The organism is Ramlibacter henchirensis, assembly GCF_004682015.1.
In the GTDB taxonomy this organism is placed as follows: domain Bacteria; phylum Pseudomonadota; class Gammaproteobacteria; order Burkholderiales; family Burkholderiaceae_C; genus Ramlibacter; species Ramlibacter henchirensis.
Map to the genome: position 1 here is coordinate 214,148 of NZ_SMLM01000003.1, position 25,174 is coordinate 239,321.

The 25,174-nt window shown below is 68.7% G+C and carries 27 protein-coding genes; 17 read left to right on the forward strand and 10 right to left on the reverse strand.

Annotated elements, in window-relative coordinates:
* The first annotated feature begins 60 nt into the window (after positions 1 to 60).
* Positions 61 to 1,242, forward strand: a complete 1,182-nt coding sequence (locus EZ313_RS19135; protein WP_135264912.1) for an acetyl-CoA C-acetyltransferase — start codon at positions 61 to 63, stop codon at positions 1,240 to 1,242.
* A gap of 74 nt (positions 1,243 to 1,316) precedes the next feature.
* On the forward strand, positions 1,317 to 2,054 hold the full coding sequence (gene phbB, locus EZ313_RS19140; RefSeq protein ID WP_135264913.1) for an acetoacetyl-CoA reductase: 738 nt from the start codon (positions 1,317 to 1,319) through the stop codon (positions 2,052 to 2,054).
* 44 nt (positions 2,055 to 2,098) lie between these two features.
* Here phbB and EZ313_RS19145 read toward each other — a convergent pair whose 3' ends face one another.
* The gene (locus tag EZ313_RS19145) at positions 2,099 to 3,061 is read right to left on the reverse strand and encodes a MerR family transcriptional regulator (protein WP_135264914.1); all 963 of its coding nucleotides are present in this window, start codon (positions 3,059 to 3,061) and stop codon (positions 2,099 to 2,101) included.
* A 158-nt stretch (positions 3,062 to 3,219) separates the two neighbouring features.
* Between EZ313_RS19145 and EZ313_RS19150 the strand changes: the two genes are divergently transcribed.
* Entirely contained in the window at positions 3,220 to 3,672 is a 453-nt protein-coding gene (locus tag EZ313_RS19150) for a fasciclin domain-containing protein (RefSeq protein WP_135264915.1), read from the forward strand.
* Between the two features lie 98 nt (positions 3,673 to 3,770).
* Here the strand turns inward: EZ313_RS19150 and EZ313_RS19155 are convergent, their stop codons facing one another.
* Entirely contained in the window at positions 3,771 to 4,175 is a 405-nt protein-coding gene (locus EZ313_RS19155) for a hypothetical protein (RefSeq protein WP_135264916.1), read from the reverse strand.
* Positions 4,176 to 4,415: 240 nt separating this feature from the next.
* Between EZ313_RS19155 and EZ313_RS19160 the strand changes: the two genes are divergently transcribed.
* From EZ313_RS19160 to EZ313_RS19170, 3 genes are all read left to right on the forward strand, one after another.
* Positions 4,416 to 6,092 (forward strand): FAD-dependent oxidoreductase, encoded by a 1,677-nt coding sequence (locus tag EZ313_RS19160; RefSeq protein ID WP_135264917.1) that lies wholly within the window; start codon positions 4,416 to 4,418, stop codon positions 6,090 to 6,092.
* Positions 6,079 to 7,059 carry a Bug family tripartite tricarboxylate transporter substrate binding protein gene (locus tag EZ313_RS19165; protein WP_135264918.1) on the forward strand — a complete coding sequence of 327 codons (981 nt, stop codon included), beginning with the start codon at positions 6,079 to 6,081 and terminating at the stop codon, positions 7,057 to 7,059. Before EZ313_RS19160 ends, EZ313_RS19165 begins: the two co-directional genes overlap by 14 nt.
* 103 nt (positions 7,060 to 7,162) lie before the next feature.
* The gene (locus tag EZ313_RS19170; protein ID WP_240788711.1) at positions 7,163 to 8,068 is read left to right on the forward strand and encodes a LysR substrate-binding domain-containing protein; all 906 of its coding nucleotides are present in this window, start codon (positions 7,163 to 7,165) and stop codon (positions 8,066 to 8,068) included.
* A gap of 6 nt (positions 8,069 to 8,074) precedes the next feature.
* On the opposite strand, the gene EZ313_RS19175 is transcribed toward EZ313_RS19170, so the two are convergent.
* Genes EZ313_RS19175 through EZ313_RS19200 form a run of 6 tightly spaced genes read right to left on the reverse strand, consistent with a single transcriptional unit; the run spans position 8,075 to position 12,493 of the window.
* Positions 8,075 to 9,037 carry a Bug family tripartite tricarboxylate transporter substrate binding protein gene (locus EZ313_RS19175; protein WP_167772659.1) on the reverse strand — a complete coding sequence of 321 codons (963 nt, stop codon included), beginning with the start codon at positions 9,035 to 9,037 and terminating at the stop codon, positions 8,075 to 8,077.
* A gap of 25 nt (positions 9,038 to 9,062) precedes the next feature.
* On the reverse strand, positions 9,063 to 10,091 hold the full coding sequence (locus tag EZ313_RS19180) for an LLM class flavin-dependent oxidoreductase (RefSeq protein ID WP_167772660.1): 1,029 nt from the start codon (positions 10,089 to 10,091) through the stop codon (positions 9,063 to 9,065).
* Between the two features lie 29 nt (positions 10,092 to 10,120).
* The gene (locus tag EZ313_RS19185; protein ID WP_135264922.1) at positions 10,121 to 10,432 is read right to left on the reverse strand and encodes a hypothetical protein; all 312 of its coding nucleotides are present in this window, start codon (positions 10,430 to 10,432) and stop codon (positions 10,121 to 10,123) included.
* Positions 10,429 to 10,935 (reverse strand): flavin reductase family protein, encoded by a 507-nt coding sequence (locus EZ313_RS19190; RefSeq protein WP_135264923.1) that lies wholly within the window; start codon positions 10,933 to 10,935, stop codon positions 10,429 to 10,431. The genes EZ313_RS19185 and EZ313_RS19190 overlap by 4 nt, the downstream gene beginning before the upstream one ends.
* Before the next feature lie 11 nt (positions 10,936 to 10,946).
* Entirely contained in the window at positions 10,947 to 11,507 is a 561-nt protein-coding gene (locus tag EZ313_RS19195; RefSeq protein WP_135264924.1) for a cupin domain-containing protein, read from the reverse strand.
* 14 nt (positions 11,508 to 11,521) lie between these two features.
* Entirely contained in the window at positions 11,522 to 12,493 is a 972-nt protein-coding gene (locus EZ313_RS19200) for a Bug family tripartite tricarboxylate transporter substrate binding protein (protein ID WP_167772661.1), read from the reverse strand.
* A 117-nt stretch (positions 12,494 to 12,610) separates the two neighbouring features.
* Here EZ313_RS19200 and EZ313_RS19205 point away from each other — a divergent pair, with 117 nt between their 5' ends.
* The 8 genes from EZ313_RS19205 to EZ313_RS19240 all read left to right on the forward strand — a co-directional run bounded on the left by EZ313_RS19205 (position 12,611) and on the right by EZ313_RS19240 (position 19,436).
* Positions 12,611 to 13,429: an IclR family transcriptional regulator gene (locus EZ313_RS19205; RefSeq protein WP_167772662.1), complete on the forward strand. Its 819-nt coding sequence runs from the start codon at positions 12,611 to 12,613 to the stop codon at positions 13,427 to 13,429.
* 86 nt (positions 13,430 to 13,515) lie between these two features.
* On the forward strand, positions 13,516 to 14,523 hold the full coding sequence (locus EZ313_RS19210; protein WP_167772663.1) for an LLM class flavin-dependent oxidoreductase: 1,008 nt from the start codon (positions 13,516 to 13,518) through the stop codon (positions 14,521 to 14,523).
* A gap of 4 nt (positions 14,524 to 14,527) precedes the next feature.
* Positions 14,528 to 15,484 (forward strand): alpha/beta hydrolase fold domain-containing protein, encoded by a 957-nt coding sequence (locus tag EZ313_RS19215; protein WP_135264928.1) that lies wholly within the window; start codon positions 14,528 to 14,530, stop codon positions 15,482 to 15,484.
* 2 nt (positions 15,485 to 15,486) lie between these two features.
* The gene (locus tag EZ313_RS19220) at positions 15,487 to 15,966 is read left to right on the forward strand and encodes a MarR family winged helix-turn-helix transcriptional regulator (RefSeq protein ID WP_167772664.1); all 480 of its coding nucleotides are present in this window, start codon (positions 15,487 to 15,489) and stop codon (positions 15,964 to 15,966) included.
* Complete coding sequence (locus tag EZ313_RS19225) at positions 15,963 to 17,009, forward strand: TRAP transporter substrate-binding protein (protein ID WP_135264930.1); 1,047 nt, start codon at positions 15,963 to 15,965, stop codon at positions 17,007 to 17,009. The genes EZ313_RS19220 and EZ313_RS19225 overlap by 4 nt, the downstream gene beginning before the upstream one ends.
* Complete coding sequence (locus tag EZ313_RS19230) at positions 17,006 to 17,527, forward strand: TRAP transporter small permease (protein ID WP_135264931.1); 522 nt, start codon at positions 17,006 to 17,008, stop codon at positions 17,525 to 17,527. The genes EZ313_RS19225 and EZ313_RS19230 overlap by 4 nt, the downstream gene beginning before the upstream one ends.
* Positions 17,517 to 18,818: a TRAP transporter large permease gene (locus tag EZ313_RS19235; protein ID WP_135264932.1), complete on the forward strand. Its 1,302-nt coding sequence runs from the start codon at positions 17,517 to 17,519 to the stop codon at positions 18,816 to 18,818. Before EZ313_RS19230 ends, EZ313_RS19235 begins: the two co-directional genes overlap by 11 nt.
* A 12-nt stretch (positions 18,819 to 18,830) precedes the next feature.
* Positions 18,831 to 19,436: a cysteine hydrolase family protein gene (locus EZ313_RS19240; protein WP_135264933.1), complete on the forward strand. Its 606-nt coding sequence runs from the start codon at positions 18,831 to 18,833 to the stop codon at positions 19,434 to 19,436.
* Positions 19,437 to 19,452: 16 nt separating this feature from the next.
* On the opposite strand, the gene EZ313_RS19245 is transcribed toward EZ313_RS19240, so the two are convergent.
* On the reverse strand, positions 19,453 to 21,147 hold the full coding sequence (locus tag EZ313_RS19245; RefSeq protein ID WP_135264934.1) for an FAD-dependent oxidoreductase: 1,695 nt from the start codon (positions 21,145 to 21,147) through the stop codon (positions 19,453 to 19,455).
* 4 nt (positions 21,148 to 21,151) lie between these two features.
* Positions 21,152 to 22,138 (reverse strand): Bug family tripartite tricarboxylate transporter substrate binding protein, encoded by a 987-nt coding sequence (locus EZ313_RS19250; protein ID WP_135264935.1) that lies wholly within the window; start codon positions 22,136 to 22,138, stop codon positions 21,152 to 21,154.
* Between the two features lie 137 nt (positions 22,139 to 22,275).
* Here EZ313_RS19250 and EZ313_RS19255 point away from each other — a divergent pair, with 137 nt between their 5' ends.
* From EZ313_RS19255 to EZ313_RS19265, 3 genes are read left to right on the forward strand one after another with little or no spacing between them, the layout of a single operon-like run.
* Positions 22,276 to 23,433: a mandelate racemase/muconate lactonizing enzyme family protein gene (locus tag EZ313_RS19255; protein WP_135264936.1), complete on the forward strand. Its 1,158-nt coding sequence runs from the start codon at positions 22,276 to 22,278 to the stop codon at positions 23,431 to 23,433.
* A 31-nt stretch (positions 23,434 to 23,464) separates the two neighbouring features.
* On the forward strand, positions 23,465 to 24,451 hold the full coding sequence (locus EZ313_RS19260; RefSeq protein ID WP_240788712.1) for a Bug family tripartite tricarboxylate transporter substrate binding protein: 987 nt from the start codon (positions 23,465 to 23,467) through the stop codon (positions 24,449 to 24,451).
* Positions 24,448 to 25,173, forward strand: coding sequence for an arylmalonate decarboxylase (locus EZ313_RS19265; protein ID WP_135264937.1), 726 nt, complete (start codon positions 24,448 to 24,450; stop codon positions 25,171 to 25,173). Before EZ313_RS19260 ends, EZ313_RS19265 begins: the two co-directional genes overlap by 4 nt.
* Position 25,174: the final 1 nt, after the last annotated feature.

Below are 25,174 nucleotides of genomic sequence, written 5' to 3' on the forward strand. Positions count from 1 at the left end.
CCCACCGGGCGCCCGCCGCGGGCCCGGCACTCACTTCATCCCCCAACGCAGGAGCCCTCCATGGAAGACATCGTCATCGTCTCGGCCGCCCGCACCGCCGTCGGCAAATTCGGCGGCTCGCTCGCCAAGATCCCCGCGACGGAGCTCGGCTCCATCGCCATCAAGGAAGCCCTCGCGCGAGCGAAGCTCGATCCGGCACAGGTGGGTGAAGTCATCATGGGGCAGGTGCTCGCCGCGGGCGCGGGCCAGAACCCGGCGCGGCAGGCTTCGCTGAAGGCCGGCCTGCCCAAGGAAGTGCCCGCGCTGACGATCAACGCGGTGTGCGGTTCCGGCCTGAAGGCCGTGATGCTGGCCGCGCAGGCCGTCGCCTGGGGCGACAGCGAGATCGTGGTGGCCGGCGGCCAGGAGAACATGAGCGCCGCGCCGCACGTGCTGCTGAACTCGCGCGACGGCCAGCGCATGGGCGACTGGAAGATGATCGATTCGATGATCGTCGACGGCCTCTGGGACGTCTACAACCAGTACCACATGGGCATCACCGCTGAGAACGTGGCCAAGCAGTACGGCATCGACCGCGGCGCGCAGGACGCGCTGGCGCTTGCAAGCCAGCAGAAGGCCTCGGCCGCGCAGGAAGCGGGCAAGTTCAAGGACGAGATCGTCCCGGTCACCATTCCGCAGAAGAAGGGCGATCCCCTCGTGTTCGCGCAGGACGAGTTCATCAACAAGAAGACCAACGCCGAAGCGCTCGCCGGCCTGCGGCCGGCGTTCGACAAGGCCGGCACCGTGACGGCGGGCAATGCTTCGGGCATCAACGACGGCGGCGCAGCCGTGGTGGTGATGTCGGCGAAGAAGGCGGCGTCGCTGGGCTTGAAGCCGCTGGCACGGATCGCCGCGTTCGGCACCTCGGGCCTCGATCCCGCCACGATGGGCATGGGCCCGGTGCCGGCATCGCGCAAGGCGCTGCAGCGCGCCGGATGGAACGCGCAGGACGTGAATCTCTTCGAGCTCAATGAAGCTTTCGCGGCCCAGGCTTGCGCGGTGAACAAGGAACTCGGCATCGATCCTTCCAAGGTCAACGTCAACGGCGGCGCCATCGCCATCGGCCATCCCATCGGCGCGTCCGGTTGCCGCATCCTGGTGACTCTGCTGCACGAGATGAAGCGACGCGAAGCGAAGAAGGGCCTGGCGGCGCTGTGCATCGGCGGCGGCATGGGGGTTTCCCTCGCCGTCGAACTGGCGTGATTCGATAGAGTGGTCCGAAGCCCGCGCAACGCGGGCTCTCCACTCGCAATCGTCACAAAACGCAAGGAGAACACATGGCTCAGAAAGTGGCTTACGTGACGGGTGGCATGGGCGGCATCGGCACCGCCATCTGCCAGCGCCTGCACAAGGAAGGTTTCAAGGTCATCGCGGGCTGCGGCCCCACGCGCGACTTCAACAAGTGGCTCGACGAGCAGAAGGCCAAGGGCTACAACTTCTACGCCTCCGTCGGCAACGTGGGCGACTGGGATTCGACGGTCGATGCGTTCAGCAAGACCAAGGCCGAGCACGGCCCCATCGACGTGCTGGTCAACAACGCGGGCATCACGCGCGACCGCATGTTCCTCAAGATGACGCGCGAGGACTGGGACGCGGTGATCGAGACCAACCTCAACTCCATGTTCAACGTCACCAAGCAGGTGGTGAGCGACATGGTCGAGCGGGGCTGGGGCCGCATCATCAACATCTCTTCCGTCAACGGCGAGAAGGGCCAGGCCGGCCAGACCAACTACTCCGCGGCGAAGGCCGGCATGCACGGCTTCACGATGGCTCTGGCGCAGGAGTTGGCCAACAAGGGCGTCACGGTCAACACCGTGAGCCCGGGCTACATCGGCACCGACATGGTCCGCGCCATCCGGCAGGACGTGCTGGACAAGATCGTCGCCACGATTCCCGTCAAGCGCCTGGGCGAGCCGAGCGAGATCGCTTCGATCATCGCGTGGATCGCGTCGGACGAGAGCGGCTACTCGACGGGGGCGGACTTCTCCGTCAACGGCGGCCTGCACATGGGGTAGCGCCCCGGCGCGATGTCGAAGAAAGCCCGCCTCGGCGGGCTTTTTCATGGGCGCGCGGCCTTCGATGCACTGCTCTTGCGACTCGCGGCCGCTTCGGCCGGCGAGGGCCACTGCGCGACCGCGGCCGCAGCTGCATCGAGCTGCTGCAGCAACTGGACTCCGTCGACCCGGCCCATGCGCGCGGCGCCGGAGCCGCCGGCCCAGAGGTGCTGGCGCGGCGGCAGGGCCGCTCGCAGTTGCTGCACCAGCGGCGCAACCTGACGCGCGGGAAACGCGGATGAAAACGACAGCGCCACGATGTCCACTGCGTGGTCCCGCGCCGCGCGCGCGATCTCCAGCAGCGGCATCTGCGTGCCGAGGTTGATGCAGCGTGCGCCCTGGAGGGCCAGCAGGCACTCCAGCATCATCAACCCCAGCCCATGCGGCTCGTCCGGCACGGTCGTGAGCAGGACCACCGGCGCGCGGCCGCGGGGAAGCTGCGACACGGCCTGCCGCAGCACACGGAGCACCGTCTCCGTGAACAGGTGCTCCTCGTGGATCTGGAGCTCGCCGTCGGCCCAGTCGAGGCCTACCTGAAAGGCGGCCGGTGCGATTGTGTCCTGGACAAACTGCTGCAGACCCTCCCGCGCGAGACGCTGCTGCAGCGCCTCCGAAAGCCGCTGCGGATCGCGCTCCCGGACCAGCTGCATCAGCCCCGCGAGATCGGCGGGTGCCAGCTGTGTGCGGGAAGAGGGCGCGTCCGCCGCGGCGCCGGCCAGGCTCTGCAGCGCTTCGTACGGCAACTCGAGCAATCGGCCCGGCCGGTGGCCGACGTCCATGAGCCGCTTGACGAGCGCCAACCGCCGGACCTGCTCAGCCGGGTAGAGGCGCTCGCCGCTGGCATCGCGGCCGGGCGTAGGGAAGCCATAGCGGCGCTCCCAGACGCGCAGCACGTCCTTGGAGAGCCCGACCTCGCGCTCGACCACGGCGATGCTGAAGGTGGACTCCGCTTTTTTTGGTTTGTCCAAGACAAATCCTTGACAGACTGGGTTCTTGCAATTACCGTTCGCTCCCGATTCTGATTTGTCCTAGACAAAATCGCAAGGAGTTTCCAGGTGACCGACCTGCTTGCTGCGAATCGCGCTGATACCTCGCAACCCTTCCTCAACCCCGCAAAGGAAATCTCATGAGAAAAGCCATCCTGGCTACCGCCATCGCCTTCACCGCCCTGTCCGCCCAGGCCAAGGACATCGTCGACACCGCCGTGGGCGCCGGCGAGTTCAAGACGCTCGCCGCCGCTCTCGAGAAGGCTGGCCTGGTGCAAACGCTCAAGGGCCCCGGCCCGTTCACCGTCTTCGCACCAACGGACGCCGCCTTCGCGAAGGTGCCGAAGGCGCAGCTCGACGCTCTGCTTGCCGACAAGGAGAAGCTCACCTCCGTCCTCACTTATCACGTGGTGCCCGGCCAGGTGATGGCCCAGGACGTCAAGGCCGGAAAGGTGAAGACCGTGCAGGGCGGCGAGCTGACCGTCAGCACCGGCGGCGGCGTGAAGGTCGACGCTGCCAACGTCGTGAAGACCGACATCGTGGCGGACAACGGCGTCATCCACGTCATCGACAGCGTCGTGCTGCCGAAGTGATCCGGCGGGGCGCCATTCCGTTTGGCGCCGCCGCCATCTGCAAAAGACAAGGCCCGCATCGCGGGCCTTGTTTCCTTCCGGAGCGGAGCTGTGACCGCTTACGCCAGGTCTTCGATCACGAGCTTGCGGTAGTACTGCGCATGCGCCGGCAGGTGGCCCTTCAGCGCATCCATGATGTCGTCGCGGTCGTGCTCGCGCGAGACGTGGATCAGCAGACCGAAATGGCCCTGGGACGCGAGCTCGGAGAAGCGGCGCACCGTGTCCGCCTCGGTGCCGGCGGAGGGCAGCGGCAGGTCGGCGTTTCCGACCGTGCGCACGATGTCGCGCAGCATCGCTTCGGGCGTGATCAGGCTGATCTCATCTTCGGGGACGTCTCCATCCGCCAGCGCACGCGCGGCGGCCCGGGCAGCGTCTTCCGTAGGGAACATCGCCACGATGTGGTCCGTGGGATAGAACTGCCCGCCCATGGTGAGCATGTCGGGGCTGAGCTGGAAGTTCTTCATGGCGGCCTCCTGGTCCTGCACTTCAACGGGACCATTGCAGCGCCGCGGGCGCGGCCGTGGTGTCGGTGCCGAAGGCCTGGGGCTGTAGGAAGTCTCCGCGCGCGCTGGGTGAGCCGTGTGCCTCAGTCACCTGTTCATCGATTCATAAACCGCGCCTATGAATCGCAACAGAAGCTTCATTTCACTTCCGCCCGCGCGTGGCCTTTAATGTCCGCTGACGCGGAACGTGTGGACGGTGCAATGAACGATGCTCTTTCGGCCCAGGTGCTCATCGTGGGTGCGGGCCCCGTGGGCCTGACGCTGGCTACGGACCTCGCCCTGCGCGGCCTCCAGGTGCTGGTGGCCGAGATACGGCAGCGCGGCGAGCCCCCCAGCGTCAAGTGCAACCACACCTCGGCGCGCTCGATGGAGATCTTCCGCAGGCTGGGCGTGGCCCGCGCGCTGCGCGATGCGGGCCTGCCCGCCGACTACCCGAACGACGTCTCCTACCGCACGACCTTCACGGGCGAAGAGCTCTCGCGCATCCCGATCCCCGCGCGCAAGGACCGCTACACCGCCAGGGGCGGCCCCGACACCTGGTGGCCCACGCCCGAGCCGCCGCATCGCATCAACCAGATCTACCTGGAGCCCGTCCTGTTCGCGCACGCGGAAGCGACGCCGGGTGTGCGCATCCTGAACCGCACCCGCATCGACGACTTCACGCAGGATGCCGAAGGCGTGCGTGCCACCGGCGTCGACCTGGAAACGGGCGAGGAGGTGAGGGTTCGCTGCGACTACCTGATCGGCTGCGACGGCGGGCGCTCCGCCGTGCGCAAGGGCATCGGCGCGAAGCTGAGCGGCACCGACGTCGTCGGCCGCGTGCAGTCGACCTACTTCCGCGCTCCGGACCTGCTCAAGCGCGCGAAGCACGAGCGTGCCTGGGCCACCTTCTCGCTGAACCCGCGCCGCTCCGGCAACGTCTACGCGATCGACGGCCGCGAGACCTTCCTGCTGCACAACTACCTGCGCGCCGACGAGACCGACTTCGAAGCCGTCGATCGCGACGCGTGCATCCGCACCATCCTCGGCGTCGGTCCCGACTTCCAGTACGAGATCATCTCCAAGGAAGACTGGATCGGGCGGCGCCTCGTGGCGGACAAGTTCCGCGACCGCCGGGTGTTCATCTGCGGCGATGCCTCGCACCTGTGGATCCCGATGGCCGGCTACGGCATGAACGCGGGCATCGCGGACGCGATGAACCTGTCCTGGCTGCTGGCGGCGCGCCTGAAGGGCTGGGCGCCCGAGGGCGCGCTGGCCGCGTACGAGGCCGAGCGCCTGCCCATCACCGAACAGGTATCGAAGTTCGCGATGAACCACGCGATCGCGCTGCAGAAGGAACGCGAGGGCGTGCCGCCCGGCATCGAGGAACCGGGGCCCGCCGGCGAGGCCGCGCGCGCAGCGGCCGGCAAGGCCCTCTACGACCTCAACGTCAAGCAGTACTGCTGCGCAGGCCTGAACTTCGGCTACTTCTACGACGCGTCGCCCCTGATCGCCTACGACGGCGAAGCGCCACCCGCGTACACCATGGACCAGTTCACGCCGTCCACGGTGCCCGGATGCCGCACGCCGCACGTGTGGCTGGACGACGGCCGCTCGCTGTACGACGCAATGGGCCCCGACTACACGCTGCTGCGCTTCGATCCCGGTACCGACGCGAGGCCGCTGCAGGATGCCGCTGCCCGGCGCGGCGTGCCGCTCACGGTGCTGGACGTGAAGTCGGCCGAGGCGGCCGGCCTCTACCGCCACGCCCTGGTGCTGTCGCGGCCCGACCAGCACGTGGCCTGGCGTGGCGACCGCCTGCCACAGGATCCCCTGGCGCTCATCGACCTCGTGCGCGGCGCCGCCAATCGAAGGAAACCGAACCATGAAACGACGTGACGTCCTGACCCGGATCGCCGGTGCCGCCGCCGTGGCGGCCGCTCCTGTGCCGCTGCTCGCACAGGGCGACAAGCCCATCACCATCATCGTGCCCTACGCGCCGGGCGGCACGACCGACATGCTGGGCCGCACGCTGGCGCGCGAGATGGCGCCGCTGCTCGGCCGCACGATCGTCGTCGACAACAAGCCCGGCGCCGGCAGCGGCCTGGGCGCGGCCCACGTGGCGCGCTCCGCGCCGGACGGCAACACGCTGCTGGTGGCCACCAGCACCACGCTGGCGATCAATCCGTGGCTGTACAAGAAGCTGCAGTACGACCCGCAGAAGGACTTCGCGCCCATCGGCATGATCGGCGCCGTTCCGCTGCTGGTCGCGGTGAATCCCTCGGTGCCCGCGAAGAACATCGGCGAGCTCATCGCGCTGTCGAAGTCGAAGCCGGGCACCCTGAGCTACGGCTCGGCCGGCAACGGCAGCCCGCAGCACCTCGGCGTGGAGATGTTCAAGGCGGCCACGGGCGCCGACCTGACGCACGTGCCTTATCGCGGAAGCGCGCCCGCCGTCACCGACCTGCTCGGCGGCCAGATCCAGGTGATGTTCAGCGACATCCCGCCGGCGCTGCAGCACGTGAAGACCGGCCGCCTGCGCGCGCTGGCCGTCACGTCGGCCAAGCGCCAGCCGGCGCTGCAGGACGTGCCCACGATCGCGGAATCCGGCGCCCCGGGCACCAAGGACTTCGAGGCAGTGGCCTGGCAAAGCCTGGTCGCTCCGGCCGGCACGCCACGAGAGCTGGTCGATCGCTACGCGCAGGCGCTGGCCAAGGTGATGAACCAGCCGGAGCTGCGCGCACGCTTTTCCGCCGACGGCTTCGAGCCCGGGACCATGATGCCGCAGGCCCTGGCCGCCTACATCCGCAGCGAATCGGAGCGCTGGGGCAAGGTGGTGAAGGCCTCGGGCGCCACGATGGACTGAGCACGCGGCCGTCTTACCCGCAGGTATCCTGCGCGAGCCGCTCGCCACGAAGTCCCTCCGCATGGGCGGAGGGCTTGCATCGATTGCGCGGGCGCCGGCCGCCATGATCAAGACACCTCCCTCGCTGAAAGAGCTGCCCTCGGTGCGGCAGCTCCGCGCCTTCATCGCCGTCTACCACACCGGCAACCTGTCGGTGGCCGCCGAGCGGCTTGCGCTGACGCAGCCGGCCGTGACGGTGCTCGTGCGCGACCTCGAGACCAAGCTGGGCGTGCGGCTGTTCGACCGCACCACGCGCAGGCTGCGGCGCACGGAAGCGGCGGCCGAAGCGATCGGCTATGCCGAGAGGGCGCTGGCCGAACTCACAGCGATGGGCAACACCATGGCGGAGTTCGCCGGCACGCGCCGGGGCCGGCTGCGCATTTCGGTCACGTCGACGGTCGCGCAGACGCTGCTGCCCGAGAAGCTCGCCCGGTTCCGGCAGCGCCACCCGGACATCAAGGTGTCGGTTGACGACTGCGCGCCCACGGAGCTGGTGGACCATGTCCTGTCCGAGTACTCCGACTGCGGCGTGGGCACGCTCGAGGCCCAGGTGCCCGGGCTGGAAGAGAAGGTGTTCCTGCGTGATTCAGTCGTGGTCGCGGGAACGCGGCACGACCTGCCCGGAGAGGCCCGCACGATCACCTGGAAGCAGCTCGCCGCGCTACCGGTGATCACCGTGAAGGCCGGCTACGGCATGCGCACCCGGATCGAGCAGGCAGCCGCCGCGGCGGGTGTCGAACTGAAGCTGGAGCACGAGGTCTCGCTGCTGACGACGGCGCTGGCGATGGCCGCGGCGGGCCTCGGTGTCGCGGTGGTTCCGCGCACCATCCTCTCGGCCGGAGCGCCCGCGGGGCTGGTCACCCGTGCCCTGGTGCGACCGCAGGTGCACCGCACGATGTCGGTGATCTACAGGAAGGACCGCAGCCTTTCGCCCGCGGCCCAGGCGTTCGTCAGGCTGATGGCGGGATAGCGAGCCTCACTCGCCCTTCACGTTGAACTCGCGCATCAGCTTTTCCCACTGCTGCACCTCGACGGGGATGTTGCGCTCGAACTCCTTCGGGCTGGAGCCCACCGGCTCGATGCCCTGGTCGCGCATCACCTTCGCCAGGCCCGGCTCGTTGATGATCGCGACGATGTCGCGCGAGACCTTGTCGACGATGGCGGGCGGCGTGCCGGCCGGCGCAAGGAAGCCGAACCAGCCCCCGCGCTCCATGCCTGCGTAGCCCAGCTCGGCGAAGGTCGGCACGTCGGGCAGCACCTTGGAGCGCCCGGGCGCGACGATGGCCAGCGGGCGCAGCTTGCCCGATCGGATGTGCGGAATCGCCGTCCCCACCGAGTTGAAGCTCACGTCCAGGTGGCCGCCCAGCAGGTCGTTCAGGTGCAGGGCCTCGCCCTTGTAAGCGACCGGCACCACTTCGATGCCCGCATTGCGGCCGACCACCAGGCCATAGAAATGGAAGCTCGAGCCGTTGCCGAAGTGGCCATAGCGCATCGGCCTGCCGGACGACTTCACGCCGGCCGCCAGTTCCTTCAGCGAGCGGTACGGCGAGTCGGATCGCACCAGCATCACGACCTCGGGCGTCGCGTACTGCGTGATCGCGGTGAAGTCGGTCACCGGGTCGTACGGCGTGTTCGGATTCATCAGCTTCGCCATCGTGTGCGTGCCGAAGGTGGACAGCAGGGTGTAGCCGTCCGGCGCCGAGCGGGCGACCTCTTGCGCGCCGATGCGCGTGCTGGCGCCGGGCCGGTTCTCCACGGTGACGGTCTGCCCCCACTGTTTGCCCAGCCGCTCGGCGATCAGGCGCGTGAAGCGGTCGGGGCTGCTGCCGGGCGCGCTGGGAATGATGATCTTCACCGGCTTGGCCGGCCACTCCTGCGCCCATCCCGCCGCCGGAAGCGAGCCGAGGAGGGCGAGGCCGATCAGGTCGCGACGCTGCATGTCCATTTCCTTGTCTCCCTCGCGTTCAGGCGTAGCTCGGTTCGCTCGTGAATCGCGGCATCACTTCCTGCGCGAAGATCGTTGCGGATCGCAGCGACTCCTCATAGCTCAGGTTGCCGAACGCGAAGCGCGTGAGCACGTAGTTGACGCCGGCGATCTCGATCTCCCGCTGCAGCCCTTCGGCCACTTTGTCCGCGGTGCCCACGAGCAGGATGCCCGCGTCCAGCGCCGCCATGAAGTCCTCGGGGATCGGGTAGTGCTTCATCGGGTTTCCGTGCACGCGCCACAGGTGCTGCAGGCTCGCATACCAGCGGTCGAAACCGCGCTTGCCGGCCGCGAGCGCGTCCTTGCGCGTCTCCGCGATGACGATGTGGCGGCCCATGCCCAGCAGCGGAAGCGGCCGGGCCGAAGAGCGTGCCGTGCCGGCCCACACTTCGCGGTAGCGGTCCGTGATCGGTCGGATGTTGGAGGACGGCCCGTTGCAGACGATGTTGACGCCGTTCTCGGCCGTCCACGGAACGGCTGCCGGCGCGGACAGGCCGTACCAGATGGGCGGTGTCGGCTTCTGCACGCACTCGAGCACCACCGGGTAGTCCTTGAAGCGGTAGTGCTTGCCCTCGAAGTTGATCGTCTTCGACTGCAATCCCTGCATGAGGATCTCGTACGCCTCCTTGTAGAGGCCGCCCGACTCCTCCGCGGTCACGCCGAAGTAGGCCAGCTCATAGGGCGAACTGCCGCGGCCGACGCCGAGCTCCAGCCGGCCGTGACTCATCTGGTCCAGCATGCAGACCTCTTCGACCAGGCGCAGCGGATTCATCAGCGGCAGGGTGTAGACCAGCGGGCCCAGCCGCAGCCGGTGGGTTCGCTGGATGACGGCTGCGAGGAACACGCTCGGCGAGCTCGCCATGCCGAGCGGCGTGCCGTGGTGTTCGGCGACGTGGTAGGCGTGGAAGCCGTTGTGGTCGTAGAACTCCGCGAGGCGCAGGCGGTTATCGAAGTGCTGCGCGAGCGGCACGTCGCCGCGGTCCACGTGGTCGAAGACACCGAACTTCAAAGACGTTCTCCAGAAAGTGCGTCGGGCGCTCAGCGGCGCCAGACGATGTGGCTCTTGATGGCCGGGGCGCGGTCGCGCACCCAGCCGTATTTCGCGGCAGCGGCCACCATGGCCTGCGCCTGTGCCCGCCATGGCGCGCCTTGCGACGCCTCGCCGAGCGCGAAGAGGGCGTCCTGGTCGACCCAGGCCGTCTCCTCCGATTCGATTTCCCCGATGCCGGCGAAAGCCTTGCGGGCCGCCTGCAGGTCCTGGAACGCCGGGTCGATCTCGCAGTGGAAGCGCCGGAAATCCGCGGGCTCTTCCAGCGCCACGCTGCCGTTCTTCTGCAGCACGAGGATCATGCGGCCCCCGCGCCAGCGAGGCCTGGCGTTGCGGGCGCGTAGCGGCCGTTGACGAACACCAGGGGCTCGCCTTCCGTGTGCTCGTAGCGCACGACCTTGCCGAGGAAGATCACGTGGTCGCCGGCTTCCATCGTCTTCCACATCTCGCATTCGAAGGTGGCGAGCGAGCCGGGGATGCGCGGCGTGCCGCCCAGGCCGTCGTGCAGCACCAGGCCCTCGAACTTGTCGTCGGCCGGCCGCGCCATGCGATGCGACAGGTCGATCTGGTCCGCGGACAGGACGTGGACGGCGAAATGCGTGCAAGCGAGCACGGCCTCCAGGTGCGGCGAGGCGAGGCGGTAGTTCCAGCTGACGAGGGGCGGATCGAGCGAGACGCTGGCGAAGGAATTGGCCGTGACGCCGACCCGCCGGCCATCCGCGAGCCGGAACGTCACCACCGTCACGCCCGTCGCGAACCGGCCGAAGGCTCGGCGCAGGTCCCGTGGATCGAACGTTGCGGACATGCCGGCAGGCCTCAGCTCTTCTGCCGCTGCTCGAGCGGATCGATGCCGTCGATCAGCACGAACGCGATGCGGCAGACCTCTTTCGAGCGGTTCACCCAGGCATGGTTGGTGCCTTGCTGGACCAGGATGTCGCCGGCCTTCATGTGCACCTCGGAGTCGTCCAGGAGCATGTCGATCTCGCCCTGCAGCACGATGGCGTAGTCGACGCTCTTCGTCCTGTGCATGTACGGATGCCGCGCCGGGCCGCCGCCGTGCGCGTGGTGCCCGGCGCCCATCGACTTGAGCAGGGCTTCCTGGTCGATCTTGTCCGTCTGTTCGTCCACGGGCGGGAAGTCGACGACGCGCAGGATGGAGCCGTTGGGCGGCGGCGGCACACCGATCGTCCGTTCGGCGCGGTCGCGCCGCAGGTCCATGCGCGCCGGGGTTTCGTCCGTGACCCAAAGCAGGCTGCTGACGAAACCTGCGCCGGGGCGGACGCGCACATGGGGGCAGATGCCGTCCATCTCGACGATGGCCTTGCCGCTGTCGTCGTGGCCGGTGACGATCCTGCGGATCTGGTGGGTGGGATGCATGTCGGTCGTGTTTCTCAGTCGATGGTGGCGCCGGACGTCCTGATGGCGGGACCCCAGCGCGCGTACTCGCTGCGCACGAAGTCCGCCATCGCCGCGGGCGGGATCGGCTCGGTGGGTTCCATGGCGGCCTTGTTCAGCAGCTCGGCAAAATGCGGCGTCGACTGCAGCTTGCGGATTTCCTCCGCCAGCAGGTTGACCACCGGCGCCGGCATGTTGGCCGGCCCGGCGACGCCGATCCAGCCGCTCCAGTCGAAGCCCGGGACGGTTTCGGCGATCGTGGGCGCGGAGGGCAGCAGCACGCTGCGCCTGGCCATCGAAGTGCCCATGGTGAACAGCTTGCCCGCCTTGATGTTGGGGATCGCCAGCGTGCCGTCCAGGAACGCCATGTCCACCTTGCCGGAGAGCAGGTCCGGCATCGAGCTGCTGCTGCCCTTGTAGGGCACGTGCACGATGTCCAGGCCCAGCTGCTTCTTCAGCAGCTCCATGAAGACGTGGTGCGGCGAGCCGTTGCCCGAAGACGCGTACGAGTACTTGCCGGGATGCGCCTTCACTTCGGCGATCCACTCCTTCATGGTGCGCGCGGGGAACGAGGGATGCACGCTCAGGAAGAAGTTGGTCGCGCCGAGCCGGGCGATGGGCGTCAGCTCCCTGAGCGGATCGATGCCGGGCCGCGACACGAGCTGCGGCGCCATGCTCATGGTGGTGACCGTCGGCACCAGCAGCGTGTAGCCGTCCGGCGGCGCGGCGGCCACGATCTTCGCCCCCAGCAGCGTGCTGGCGCCCGGCTTGTTGTCGATCACCACCGGCTGCTTGAGCGTGCCCGTCAATGCTTCGCCGATGGAGCGGCCGAGCACGTCCACCAGCGACCCGGCCGGGAAGGGCACGACCACCTTGATCGGCTGCGAGGGGTACGGCGCCTGCGCGCCGGCGCCGGCGGCCGCGATCGAGAGCGCGACCAGCGCTGTCCAGCGACGGATGAGTCTCACGGCTTGTCTCCTTGGAATTACGATTACCGTAATGTTTTACGTATACTGTAATTCCAGTGTAGGCACGCATGGGATGCCTGTCAAACGCGAGGCCGGGTGTCCGGCGAGGGGAAAACGGTGGCAACAGTGCAAGCCGCGCGCGGCGGCGGTGTCGATGCGGTGGAGGTGGTGGGGACGATCCTGCAGGCGCTGCTCCATCTTCCGCGGCCGGCGCGGCTGAAGGACCTGGAGGACGCGACCGGCATCCCCTCGGCCAAGCTGCACCGCTACCTGGTGAGCATGGCGCGCTGCGGGCTCGTGACGCGCGAGGAGGGCAGCCGCCGCTACCAGTTCGGGCTGCTCACCTACCGCATCGGCCAGGTGGCGTCGCATGAACAGAGCGCGCTGTCGCTGCTGGAGCCTCGGTTCGAAGCCTTCTCGGCAAGGCTGGACAAGCCCGAACTCGGGCAGGTGGTCGGCCTGGGCCAATGGGTGGGCCACGGCGCCACCATCGTGCGCTGGTTCGAAAGCAGCTCGCCGCTGTCCATCCGCATGAAGCCGGGCGTCGGCTTGGGCATCACGTCGTCGGCCACGGCCAAGCTGCTGGCGGCCTACCTGCCGCGCGAGTCGACGGAGGCGCTCGTGCGCCAGGAACTGCTGGAGCAGGGCCGCGCCGCCAACTCGGCCGTGGAAGCCGTGTACGCGGAGTACGCCGCCATCCGCAAGGCGCAGATCGCCTCTTCGCACGGTGCGCGGCGCCGCGGCCTGAATGCCTTGTCGGTGCCGCTGTTCGATCACGAGGACAAGGTGGTCGCGGCGGTCACGGTGCTGGGCATGGGCCCGCAGTTCGAGGCCTTGCCCGGCAGCTCCGCGGGCAAGCGGCTCAGGCAACTGGGTCGCGAGCTCTCGGCGCTCCTGGGCCAGGGGGCTCCGGCGAAAGCGCGGGAAGCCGCGTAGAACTTTCGGAGGGCGTGGAATCCCGATCCCCTGCGCCGCGCGGGGCGCGACAGAATGCATTCAAAGTTTGAATGCAAAGTTTGGCCATGGAAATCGACTTCGGCGTCATCGACCACCTGGACCGGCAGGAAGGCGTGGCGATCCACGAGACCTACGACAGCCGCCTGGCGCTGGTCCAGAAGTACGACGAAGCCGGGTTCACCACCTTCCTGCTGACCGAGCACCACTTCACGCCGCTCGGGCTCGCGCCGTCGCCGCTGGTCTTCCTGGCGGCTGCCTCCCGCATCACCAGGCGCATCCGGCTCGCTCCGCTGGTGCTGATCCTCCCGCTGTACCACCCGCTGCGCGTGGCCAGCGAGATCTGCATGCTGGACCACCTGAGCCACGGCCGGCTCGACATCGGCCTCGGCCGCGGGATCTCGCCGTACGAGCTGGCGTACTTCAACGTCAACCACCTCGAGTCGCGCGAGATCTTCGACGAGGCGCACAGGGTGCTGATGGACGCGCTCACCAAGAATGTCGTCAACTTCCGCGGCAACTACTTCAAGTTCTTCAACGTCCCGATCGAGCTCAAGCCGCTGCAGCAACCTTCGCCGCCCATGTGGTTCCCCTGCAGCACGCCCGAAGGCGCGCGCATGGCGGCGGCGCAGGGCATGAACACGTGCTTCCTCGCGCCGGCGCCGCGCGCGAAGGTGATGGCCGATGCGTACAAGAAAGCCTGGACCGAATCCGGGAACACGAAGCCCATGCCGAAGATCGCGATCACGCGCCACATCTTCGTCGGCGAGAACGACGCCGAGGCGCGCCGCCGCGGCATCGAGGCGCACAAGATGTGGTACCAGCGCTTCAGCTACCTGTGGGCGAAGTTCGACCCGCGCATGCCCTCGCCGTACGACGAGGAAAAGCACATGGGGCCGGGCACGCTGATCTTCGGCTCGCCCGAGACCGTGCGGGCCCGCATCGCCGAGGAGATCGAGGCCACCGGCGTCAACTACTTCGTGACGAGGTTCGGTTTCGGCGACCTGCGGCACGAGGAGAGCATGCGATCGCTGGACCTGTTCACCCGCGAGGTCATGCCGCACTTCCGCGGCTGACGCCATGGACTTCCCCCGCCTCGACCCGCAGATGCGCGCCGCGCTCGCGCGCAATGACGAGATCGTTCGCGAACTCGGGCCTCCCACGCCGGGCATCGAAGGCGTGAGGGCGCAGGCCGCGGCCGCCCGGGCCTGGTGGAACGAGGGTGGCCCCGCGATGGCGCAGGTGCGGGACGGGAAGGTGCCCGGACCGCATCGCGAGATCCCGGTGCGCGTCTACGTGCCGCGGCGCAGTGCCTCGCCGCTTCCGGCCTGCGTCTTCTTCCATGGGGGCGGGTGGCGCATCGGTTCGCCCGCGTCCAACGACCGCCAGCTGCGCGAGCTGGCCGAGGCGTGGGGCGGCATCGTGGTCAGCGCCGACTATGCGCATATGCCGGAGAAGACCTTTCCGGCTCCGGTGGAGGAGGCTGCAGCGGTCTACGGCTGGCTGGCCCGCCACGGCTGCCAGTGGGGCATCGACGGACAGCGGCTCGCTTTCGGCGGCAACTCGGCGGGCGCCAACGTGGCGATGGGGGCCTTCCACGCGGCAGCGCAAGTGCAGGGCGCCTTCCGTTGTGCAGCGTTCGTGGTCGGCGTATTCGACGGCGACGTCGAGACGCAGTCCATGCGCGAGTACGGCGATGCGGGCCTGTTCCCGACCCGCGAGTCCGCGCGCAAGACCTTCGAGGACTATCTCGGGAACGACGCGAACCTCGCCGATCCCCGCTTCAACGCACTGCAGGCGGACAGCGGCCGGCTGCCCCCGGTCTTCCTCGCCGCAGCGGAGTGCGACGTGTACCGCGACAGCTCGGCCGCGCTGGCCCGGCGCATCCGCGAGGCCGGGCGCAGCGCCGAACTGCGCGTCTATCCCGGCATGACGCACCTTTTCTTCGGCTACAGCCGCATGGTGGACCGCGCCGCCGAATGCATCGGCGACGTCGCGCGTTTCCTGCGCGAGCACCTTCCCCCGGCGAACGACTGAGCATGGACCGCCATCCGCTCACGGCGCTGTACGACATGCCCGCCCACCTGATCCGGCGGGCGCACCAGCACGTCACCCAGGTGTTCGAGCACGAGATGGGCTACCTCGGCATCACGGCCAGCCAGCTGGGCGTGCTGATCGCGGCGCACCTGCAACCCGGGCTGCAGCAGCGCGAGCTGGCCGGCACGCTGTATTTCGACGAGGCGACGCTGGGCGGCATGGTGGGCCGCCTCGAGGCGCAGGGCTACATCGAGCGGCGCAGCAGCTCGCGGTCCACGCGCGGCCGCGAGATCTATCTCACGCCGGAAGGGCAGCGCCTGTACGCCAGGATCGAACCGCACGTGCGCAACATCCAGCGCGAGCTGCTCTCGCGGCTCTCGGGCGAGGAACGCAAGCAGTTCCTCCACCTGCTGAGCAAGGTGATCGCCGCCGACAACAGCCACCACCAGCCCCGCAAACCATCGACCAAGGAGACAAGATGAAGGCATTGAAGACCCTGGGCCGCGCGCTCGCCGCGGCGGCTTTCCTCGCTGCGGCGAGCGCAGGCGCGCAGACGACCGTGCTGCGGTTCTCGGACCTGTTCCCGGCCGCGTACCCGTTCGGCGCCCTCAGCGCGCAGTTCGCCAAGGACGTGAAGGAGCGCACCGGCGGCAAGGTGGAGGTGCAGGTGTTCCCCAGCGGCACGCTGACCCCGCCGCCCCAGTGCTACGAGGGCGTGCTGCAGGGCCTGTCGGACATCTGCCAGGCGGTGCTCGCGTACACGCCGGGCCGCTTCCCGGTGATGGAATCGGTGGACCTGCCGGGCTATCCCAACAGCGGTCGCCTCACCACGCGCGTGGCGAACGACGTCTACCAGAAGTTCCAGCCCAGGGAACTCGATGCGGTGAAGGTGCTGTACCTGCACGCGCATCCGCCGGGTTCGCTGATGACGGTGAACAAGCCGGTCAAGACGCTCGACGACCTCAAGGGCATGAAGATGCGCTCCACCGGCCTGTCGGCCCGCATCGTGACGGCGCTGGGCGGCTCGCCGGTGAGCATGCCCATCACCCAGGCCTACGACCCGCTCAAGCGCGGCGTGCTCGACGGCACCGACGGCACCTTCAACGCGTTGAAGTACTACCGCTTCGCGGAAGTGACGAAGTACACGACCATGGCCACGGACGTCGGCTACGTGTCCACCTTCGCCGTCGTGATGAACAAGGCCAAGTGGAACGCGCTGCCGGCCGACGTGCGCACGGCGCTCGACGCCGTCTCGCGCGAGTACATGGTCAAGGCCGGCGACCTGTGGGACCAGATCGAGCGCGAAGGCCTGGCCTTCGGCCGCGAGAAGGGCCACGAATTCATCCGCCTGGACCCGAAGGAGCTGGAGCGCTGGCGCGCCGCCGTGATCGAGCCGCTGCACACCGATTACGTCAAGCGGGTTTCGGGCAGCGGCCTGCCCGGCGAGGAGATCGTGAAGGCCAAGCGCGAGTCCATCAAGCGGCACTCCGCGGCCTTTCCGGCGCTCGAAGTGCCGGTCAAGTGAGCGCCGCGCAGGAAGCACTGCCCGCCGGCGGATGGGGGCGCGCGGTGGCGCGCCTGTCGGACTTCTGCCTGGTGGTCGCCAAGGCCTGCATCGCGGGGATGACGCTGCTGGTGACGGTCGACGTCATCCTGCGGCTGGTGGCGCGTGCTCCGGTGAGGGGCGCCTACGAGGTGGTCGGCCTGCTCGGCGCGCTGGCGGTGGCGGGCGCGTTGCCGCACATCCAGCGCACGCGCGCCTTCATCGTGGTGGAGACCCTGACCGAAACGCTGAAGGGCGCCGCGCGCGCCTGGCTCCAGCGCGCGATGCTCCTGGTCGAGACGATCTTCTTCGCGCTGCTGTTCGTGCAGTTCGCGGCCGGCACCCAGGCGATGCGGGTTTCGCGTCAGGTCACCGACATCCTGAACCTGCCCGTGTGGCTGGCCTACGCGGCGATCGCCTTCTGCTTCGCCTGCGTGACCCTCGTTTGCCTGTGGCAACTGCTGCAGCCGCTGGACAGGAGAGACGCCCGTGTCGCCTGAACTCGCCGGACTGGTCGGCGTGCTGGTCGCGCTGCTGCTGATGTTCACCGGCGCCAACGTCGCCATCGCCATGGCGGCCGTGGGCATGGTGGGCGTGAGCCTGTTCGTCGGCGTCAACGTCGGTTTCGAGAGCCTGGCCCCGACGATCTTCTCCAGGATCGCGAACTACGACCTCGCGGTGCTGCCGCTGTTCATCCTCATGGGGCAGCTGATGTTCGCCAGCGGCGGCGGCGAGCGGCTCTACGCCGCCGCGCGCGCCTGGATGGGGCACTGGCCGGGCGGCCTGGCCATCGCGACGGTGGCCGCTTGCGCGGGCTTCGCGGCGATCTCCGGATCGGCGATCGCAACCGCGGCGACGATCGGGGCGTTCGCGCTTCCCGAGATGCGGCGCGCGGGCTATCCGATGGGATTCGCCGGCGCCACGGTGGCGGCGAGCGGCACGCTCGGCATCCTGATCCCACCCAGCGTGACGTTCATCATCTACGGCATCCTGGTCAACGAGAGCATCGGCCGGCTGTTCATCGCCGGCATCGCGCCGGGACTGATCATGGCGCTGGGCTTCATGGCCGTCGTGGCAATGCAGGAAAGGCGCCGCTTCGCGGACACGCAGCGTGCACCGGCCGCTTCGCGGGAAGAGCGGCTGCGCTCGCTGGGCGGGCTGATCGAACCCGCCCTGCTGATCGGCATCGTGATCGGCGGCATGTTCGGCGGCATCTTCACGCCGAACGAAGCCGGCGCGATCGGCGCCATGGGCGCGCTGCTCTTCGGCCTGGCACGCCGCGCGCTGGGCTGGGAAGCGATCTCGAAAGTACTGACCGAAACGGCGGCGACCTCGGCCGTGGTCATCTTCATCATCGCCGGCTCGGCCGTGCTCAGCACCTTCCTGACCGTCACCCGCATCCCGTTCACGCTGGCGGACACCATCAACGCTTCGGAGTTGCCGCAGTTCGTCGTGCTCGCCCTGATCGTGATCGGCTACCTGATCGCGGGCATGGTGATGGAGATCCTGCCGGTGATCATCATCACGGTGCCGATCTTCGCGCCCATCATCGTGAACATGGGCTACGACCTGATCTGGTTCGGCGTGCTGATCGTCATCCTGGGCCAGGCCGGGATGATCACGCCGCCGGTCGGCGTGAACATCTTCGTGGTCAAGCGCATGCTGCCGCAGGTGGGCCTGGGCGAGCTGTTCCGTTCGGTCTGGACCTTCGTCGGCGTCATGCTGGTGATCGTCGCGGTGATGATCGGCTGGAAGGGATCGGTCGCATTCTTCCTGCGGCTGTTCGAATAGGAGGGGTCCGACATGGAGAACTCGCTGCGCACGGTGCTCGAAGCCCGCAAGGCGCTGCTCGTCGTCGACATGCAGCGCGACTACTGCGTGCCCGAAGGCATCATCGGCACGCTCGGCCACGACACGTCGCACTTCCCGGCGGTGGCCGAGCGGCTGGCGGCTTTCCTGCAGCGGACGCGGCCGCTGTTCGACCAGGTGGTCTTCGTCCGCACCGACTTCCCCGCCTGGCCGCGCTCGCGCGCGCAGGCGCTGCACTATGGCCGCAACGCGCTCTCACGCAAGCGCGACGCCGCGCTCACGGACTGGTTCGGCGTGCAGCCGGGGGCGGGCGACCACGTGATCAGCAAGGCGCGCTACTCGGCCTTCCGCGACACGCAGCTCGACGCGCTGCTGCGCGCGAGCCGCATCGAGACGGTGGTCGTGTGCGGCGCGACGACGGACGTCTGCGTGGACACCACCGCGCGGGACGCCTTCATGCACGACTACTCGGTGGTCGTGCTGTCGGACTGCAGCGGCGCGTCCACCCCGCAGCGGCACCAGCACGCGCTGGACGTGCTGGACCACTTCTTCGCGAGGGTGAACACGGCCGACGAGGTGGCGGCCGCGCTGGGCGCCTGAGCGGCGCGAGGGTCGTTCAGGCCTGGACCGCCATCAGCGACTGCCCGGCGGCTCCCGGCGCTTCGCCTGCAGGCTCGCCGCAGAGCATCCCAACCAGCGCTTCCGGATCGGCCGGCACCGCGTCGCCGCGCCACGCCACGTGCTGGTCGTCCCGCACGAGCACGAGCTTGTGCCTGTACGGCGCCGGCACGTGGCGCTGGGAGATATCCAGCAGCGTGAGCGGCATACCCCGGCGAGCTGCAGCCGACTGGAACGCGGACACGTCCGCGCGAGGATCGAACCGCAGCAGCGTGTAGCCCTGCCCCAGGGCGTCGTAGAGGGATCGGCCGTCTTCCAGCCAGAAGTGCGGCGCGCGGCAACCCGGCACCGTGGACTCGGTGAAGTCGCCCATGCTGTACCCGGGCGGGGATTCGCCATCGGATGCGATGATGGGCGAGCGGTCGTAGTAGTAGCCGAAGTTCAGCCCGGCGCAGCAGAACTGCTGCACGTTGAGCTCGTACGCCTCGCGTGCGATGCCATCGCGGGCCTCCTGGCCCTCGGCATCCGGAGCTTCGATGTTCGGGGGCACGGCGCTGCGCGCCCTGATCATCTTGGCCGCATGGTCCATCGCGAAGTGCGACACCTGCTCGGTGATCGGCTGGCGTTCCGCTTCGTAGGCTTCGAGGATGGCTTCGTCGCCCCATCCTTGCAGGCGCGCCCCGAGCAGCCAAGACAGGTTGAGCGCGTCGGCGATTCCGGCGTTCATGCCGTAGCCGGCGTAGGGCACCCAAAGGTGCGCGGCATCGCCCGCGAGGAACACGCGGCGGTCGCGGAAGCGATCGGCCACGAGCCGCCGCCCGACCCAGTCCTCCTTGCTGATCACCTCGTACTCGAAATCCGGCCCCACGCCGAGGATGTTGCGGATGGAGGTGTCGCGGTCGATCGAATCGAACTCGGGCTCGTTCGGGTTGAGGTGGTTGTGGACCAGCCACTTCGAGTGCCCGTCGATCGCGAACACCGTGCCGCAGCGGCGCGGGTTGATCGAGTAGTAGCACCACGCCGGCTTGCCCTGAAGCATCTCGCGCAGCCTGGGCGCGCGGATGAAGGTCGACTGCACGCGCTGGACCACGGGCGTGCCCTCCAGGCGCGCGCCGATCTGCTTGCGCACGGTGGAACTGCCGCCGTCGCAGCCGACCAGGTAGCGGGCAAGGATCGTCCGCTCCTGCTGCGTGTCCAGGTCCCGCACGGTGGTCTGCACGCCGGCGTCGTCCTGAGTGAACCGCAGGACTTCATGGCGGTTCAGCAACTTCACGCCCGGCAGCGCCGCGGTGTGCTCCAGCAGGATGGGCTCCATGCTGATCTGGTTGATGCGGTGCGGCGGCTCGGGCGTCGGCCACCAGGTGTCCGGCCCTTCGCGCGAGCTGTAGCGATCGGCGCGGCTGGGGATCGGGATGCGGGTGAGCTCGATGCCGCACATGCTGGTGCGGAACACGACGTCGTTGGGGTAGTCGGCGGGCAGCCCCGCGTCGCGCAGTTTCCCGGCGACGCCCAGGCGCCGGAAGCGCTCCATCGTGCGCGCCGAGACGTGGTTGCACTTCACGCTCGGCGGCTCGGCGTAGCGGCGGATCTCGGCGAGCGTCACCTTCGCACCGCGCGACGCCAGGTCCATCGCGAGCGTCAGGCCGACCGGGCCGGCCCCGGCCACGAACACGTCCGCGTCGAATGCCTGCATGGTCCTACTGGTCGATCTTGATGTTGGCCTGGCGGATCACCTTGGCCCACTTCTGGGTCTCGCTGCGGATGTAGGCGTCGAATGCATCGGGCTTGCTCGGCGCCGGCTCCACCCCCAGGTTGCGCATGCTCGTCTTCGTCTGCTCGTCGTTCAATGCGGCGGTGATCTCCGCGTTCAGGCGTTCGACGATGGGCGCCGGCGTCCCGGCCGGCGCGACCACGCCGAACCAGCCGGTGGAGTCGTAGCCGGTCAGCCCCGCTTCGGACACCGTAGGCACGTCAGGCAGTTGCGGCAGGCGCTGCGCCGACGTGACCGCATACGCCACCAGCTTGCCGGCCTTGATGTGCTGCAGCGCCGACGGCAGGTCCACCACCGCGAGCGGCACGTTGCCCGCGAGCACGTCCAGCGCCGCCGGGCCGGAGCCCTTGTACGGCACCTCGACCAGCTTCACGTCCGCCATCTGGCTGAACAAGGCGGCGGACAGGTGCATCGCCGTGCCGTTGCCGCCGTGCGCGACCGACAGCTTGCCCGGCTGCGATTTCGCCATCGCGATGAGGTCCTTCTGCGTTTTCGCGGAAAGCGAAGGGTGGCCGATGATCACGAACGGGATGGCTGCGAGCATGCTCACGGGCTTGAGGTCCTTGAGCGGATCGAAGGGCATGTTGGCGTACAGGCTGCTGTTGGCCGAAAGCGCGCCGGCCGCACCGACACCCAGCGTGTAGCCATCCGGCGGCGCCTTGGCCACGAGCGACAGGCCGATGTTGCCGCCGGCGCCCGGCCGGTTGTCCACCACCACCTGCTGGCCGAGCTTTTCGTTCAGGCGCGGAACGATCATGCGCACCACCGCGTCCGCGCTGCCGCCCGGCGGGAAGGTCACCACCATCCGGATGGGCTGCCTGGGAAAGTCGGTTGCGGCAGGTGCCTGCGCAAAGCCAGTGGTGAGGAAGCCGGCCGTGGTGATGGCGGCGAGCATTCGCGTGATGGTCCGCATGGATTCGTCTCCTTGTCCTTTTATTGGACCATCAATCGAAACACCACGACCCGGGTGAAAGGCCCGCGATTCGCGCAGCGGCGCTGCGGAGCTGTCGCCTGCTATAAACGGCAGCCCTTGCAGTAGAGAACCTCCCCATGCAGATCAAAACCGTGCGGGCCACACCGCTGAACCTGCCCGTCACCGTCGACTCACCCTCGGGCAAGCAGAAGACCACTTCGCTCTCGCTGTGCCTGGTGGACGTGGAGCTCGACGACGGACGCTTCGGCACCGGGATGACCGCCATCACCGAAGAAGAGGTGGTGGCCAGCATCGTCAACGACGTCGCCGCCCACGCGCTGAAGGGCCATGATCCGCTGCGCCACGAGCAGCTGTGGGACAAGCTGTACTGGCTGCTCACGCCGCGCGGCCAATCGGGCTACGCGGCTCATGCGATTGCGGCCATCGACCTTGCGCTGTGGGACCTCAAAGGCCAGATCCTCGGCCAGCCGTGCTGGCGCCTGCTCGGCGGCGCCCGTGCGCAGGTTCCGGTGTACGCGACGTTCGGCTTCGCTTTCTTCGAACGCGAGGAGCTCGCGGCCGCGGCTCGCGCGTGGGTCGACCGCGGGTTCCGCCGGCTGAAGATGACCGTGGGCCACCACGCGCTGCAGCGCCGCGACGAGCCGCGGCCGCTGGCCGACGTCATCGCCGAAGACGTGCAGCGCATCCGCGCCGTGCGCGAGGCCGTAGGGCCGCAGGTGCAGATCTACATCGACGCGAACTGCAGCCTTGACTACTTCCACGCGCTCTCGCTCACCCAGCGCATCGAGGAGTTCGGCATCACCTTCTTCGAGGAGCCGGTGTCGCAGAACGACATCCCCAACATGGCCAAGCTGCGCGCCAAGACGCGCATCCCGCTGGCCGCCGGCCAGAACGAGGGCCTGGCCAGCCGCTTCCGCGACATGCTGGTGGCGCAGGCGGTGGACGTGGTGCAGCCCAACGCCTGCATCACGGGCGGCTTCACGCAGTGCCAGCGCATCGCCGGCATGGCGGCCGCCTTCAACGCGCAGTTCGCCAACGGCGGCGCCTGGCCGCACCACAACATGCACCTGCATGCCGGCCTCGCGAACGGATCGCTGGTGGAGTACCACTCGGTCGCGGTGGAATGCTGCAAGCTGGTGTTCGACGGCCTGCCCGAGCCTTCGCAAGGCGTGCTCGCGCTGCCCGACCTGCCGGGGCTGGGCTTCAAGCCCAATCGCGAGCGCATCGCCGAGCTGGCGAAGCGGCCGCTTTCGCGCGGCGTCGGCAAGGCCTGAACGCGATCCCGCAGATCACAGGAGACAAGCAGTGAAGAACGATTCCTTCTCGCTTTCGAGGCGAGCCGTCCTGGCCTCGGGCTTGAGCCTTGCCGCGCCCTGGGCCGCGGCCCAGACGGCCAGCGATTACCCGAACCGGCCCGTCCGGTTGATGGTCGGCTATGCAGCCGGTGGCGGCGTGGACGCGATGGCGCGCATGCTGTCGGCGCGCCTGCCCGCGCTGCTTGGGCAGCAGGTCATCGTGGAGAACCGCGCGGGAGCGACGGGCGCGATCGCGGCCGACGCGGTGGCGAAGGCCGCACCCGATGGCTACACGCTGCTCGTCGGCGAGACGGCGATGCTGATCTCGCCGCATCTGGGCACCAAGGTGCCGTACGACCCGATCCAGTCCTTCACGCCGGTGGCCGGCGCGTTCCAGGCGCCGCTGATGATCGTGGCCAACAACAACGTGGGCGTCAGTGGTCCCAAGGAGTTGATCTCGCTGCTGAAGGCCAACCCGGGGCGCTATTCGTATGCGACCTCCGGCGTGGGCACGGTGCATCACCTCGGCATGGAGATCCTCAAGGCCCGCACCGGCAGCTTCATCGTCCACATCCCCTACCGCGGCGCGTCGCAGATCATGCCGGACGTCATCAGCGGCCAGGTGCCGTTCGGCGTGGTGAGCGCCGCGGCGGGCCTGGCGCAGGCCCGCTCGGGACGACTGAAGGCGGTGGCGATGATGAGCACCAGCAAGTTGCCCGGTGCCGAGGCGGTGCGTCCGCTGGCCGACGCGCTGCCCGGCTTCGACGTGGCGCCGCGCATCTTCGTGCTGGCCCCGGCCGCAACGCCAGCGCCCGTGACTTCGCGGCTGAACGACGCGATCCGCACCATCCTCGCCAGCGCCGACCTGGTCCAGGCCGCCGCGCAGCAAGGTGCGGTGCCGGCGTATCTCGCGCCGCAGGCGCTGGCTGCGGAGATGAAGCGGGAGTCCACCGAGTGGGCCGGCGTCATCAAGCAGCAGAAGATCACCGCCGAATGAGCCCCGCACGCCCCCGCATCGGCCTGATCGTCCCGCCCGCGCATGGGCGGGTGCCGCAGGACGGCCCCGACCTTTACGGCGACCGCTACGAGTTCATCGCGCGCGGCCTGGGCATCGCAGCCGTGTCGCCCGAAGGCTTCGACCCCGTCGTCGACACCATCCTCGACCGCGCGCGCGAACTGCGCGCGGCCGGCGCCGAGGTGATCTCGATGATGGGCACGTCCCTGAGCTTCTATCGCGGGCAGGCCTTCACGGACCAGCTTCGATCTTCGATGCAGCAGGCGACCGGCGTGCCGTGCACGACCATGAGCCACGCGGTCATCGCCGCCTTGCGCCGTCTCGGCGTGCGCAAGGTCGCCGTTGCCACCTCGTACATCGACGACCTGAACCAGCGCCTGGTCGACTATCTCACCGGCGCCGGGTTCACCGTGACGGCGATCGAGGGCATGTCGATGACGGGCGTGGAGGCGATGGGGGAAGTGCCCACCCAGGCGCTCGTCGACCTGTCGCTGAAGGTGTTTGAGAAGGACCGCTCCGCGCAGGGCATCTTCATCTCGTGCGGCGGGCTGCTCACGCTGGAAGCGATCCGGCAACTCGAAGACCGGCTGGGCGTGCCGGCCACGGCCAGTTCACCTGCGGGCTTCTGGGACGTGGTGCGCCTGGGCGGCTGGGACGCGTCTTCCCCGGGACACGGCCGGCTGTTCGGCGAGCGGGAACGCTGAT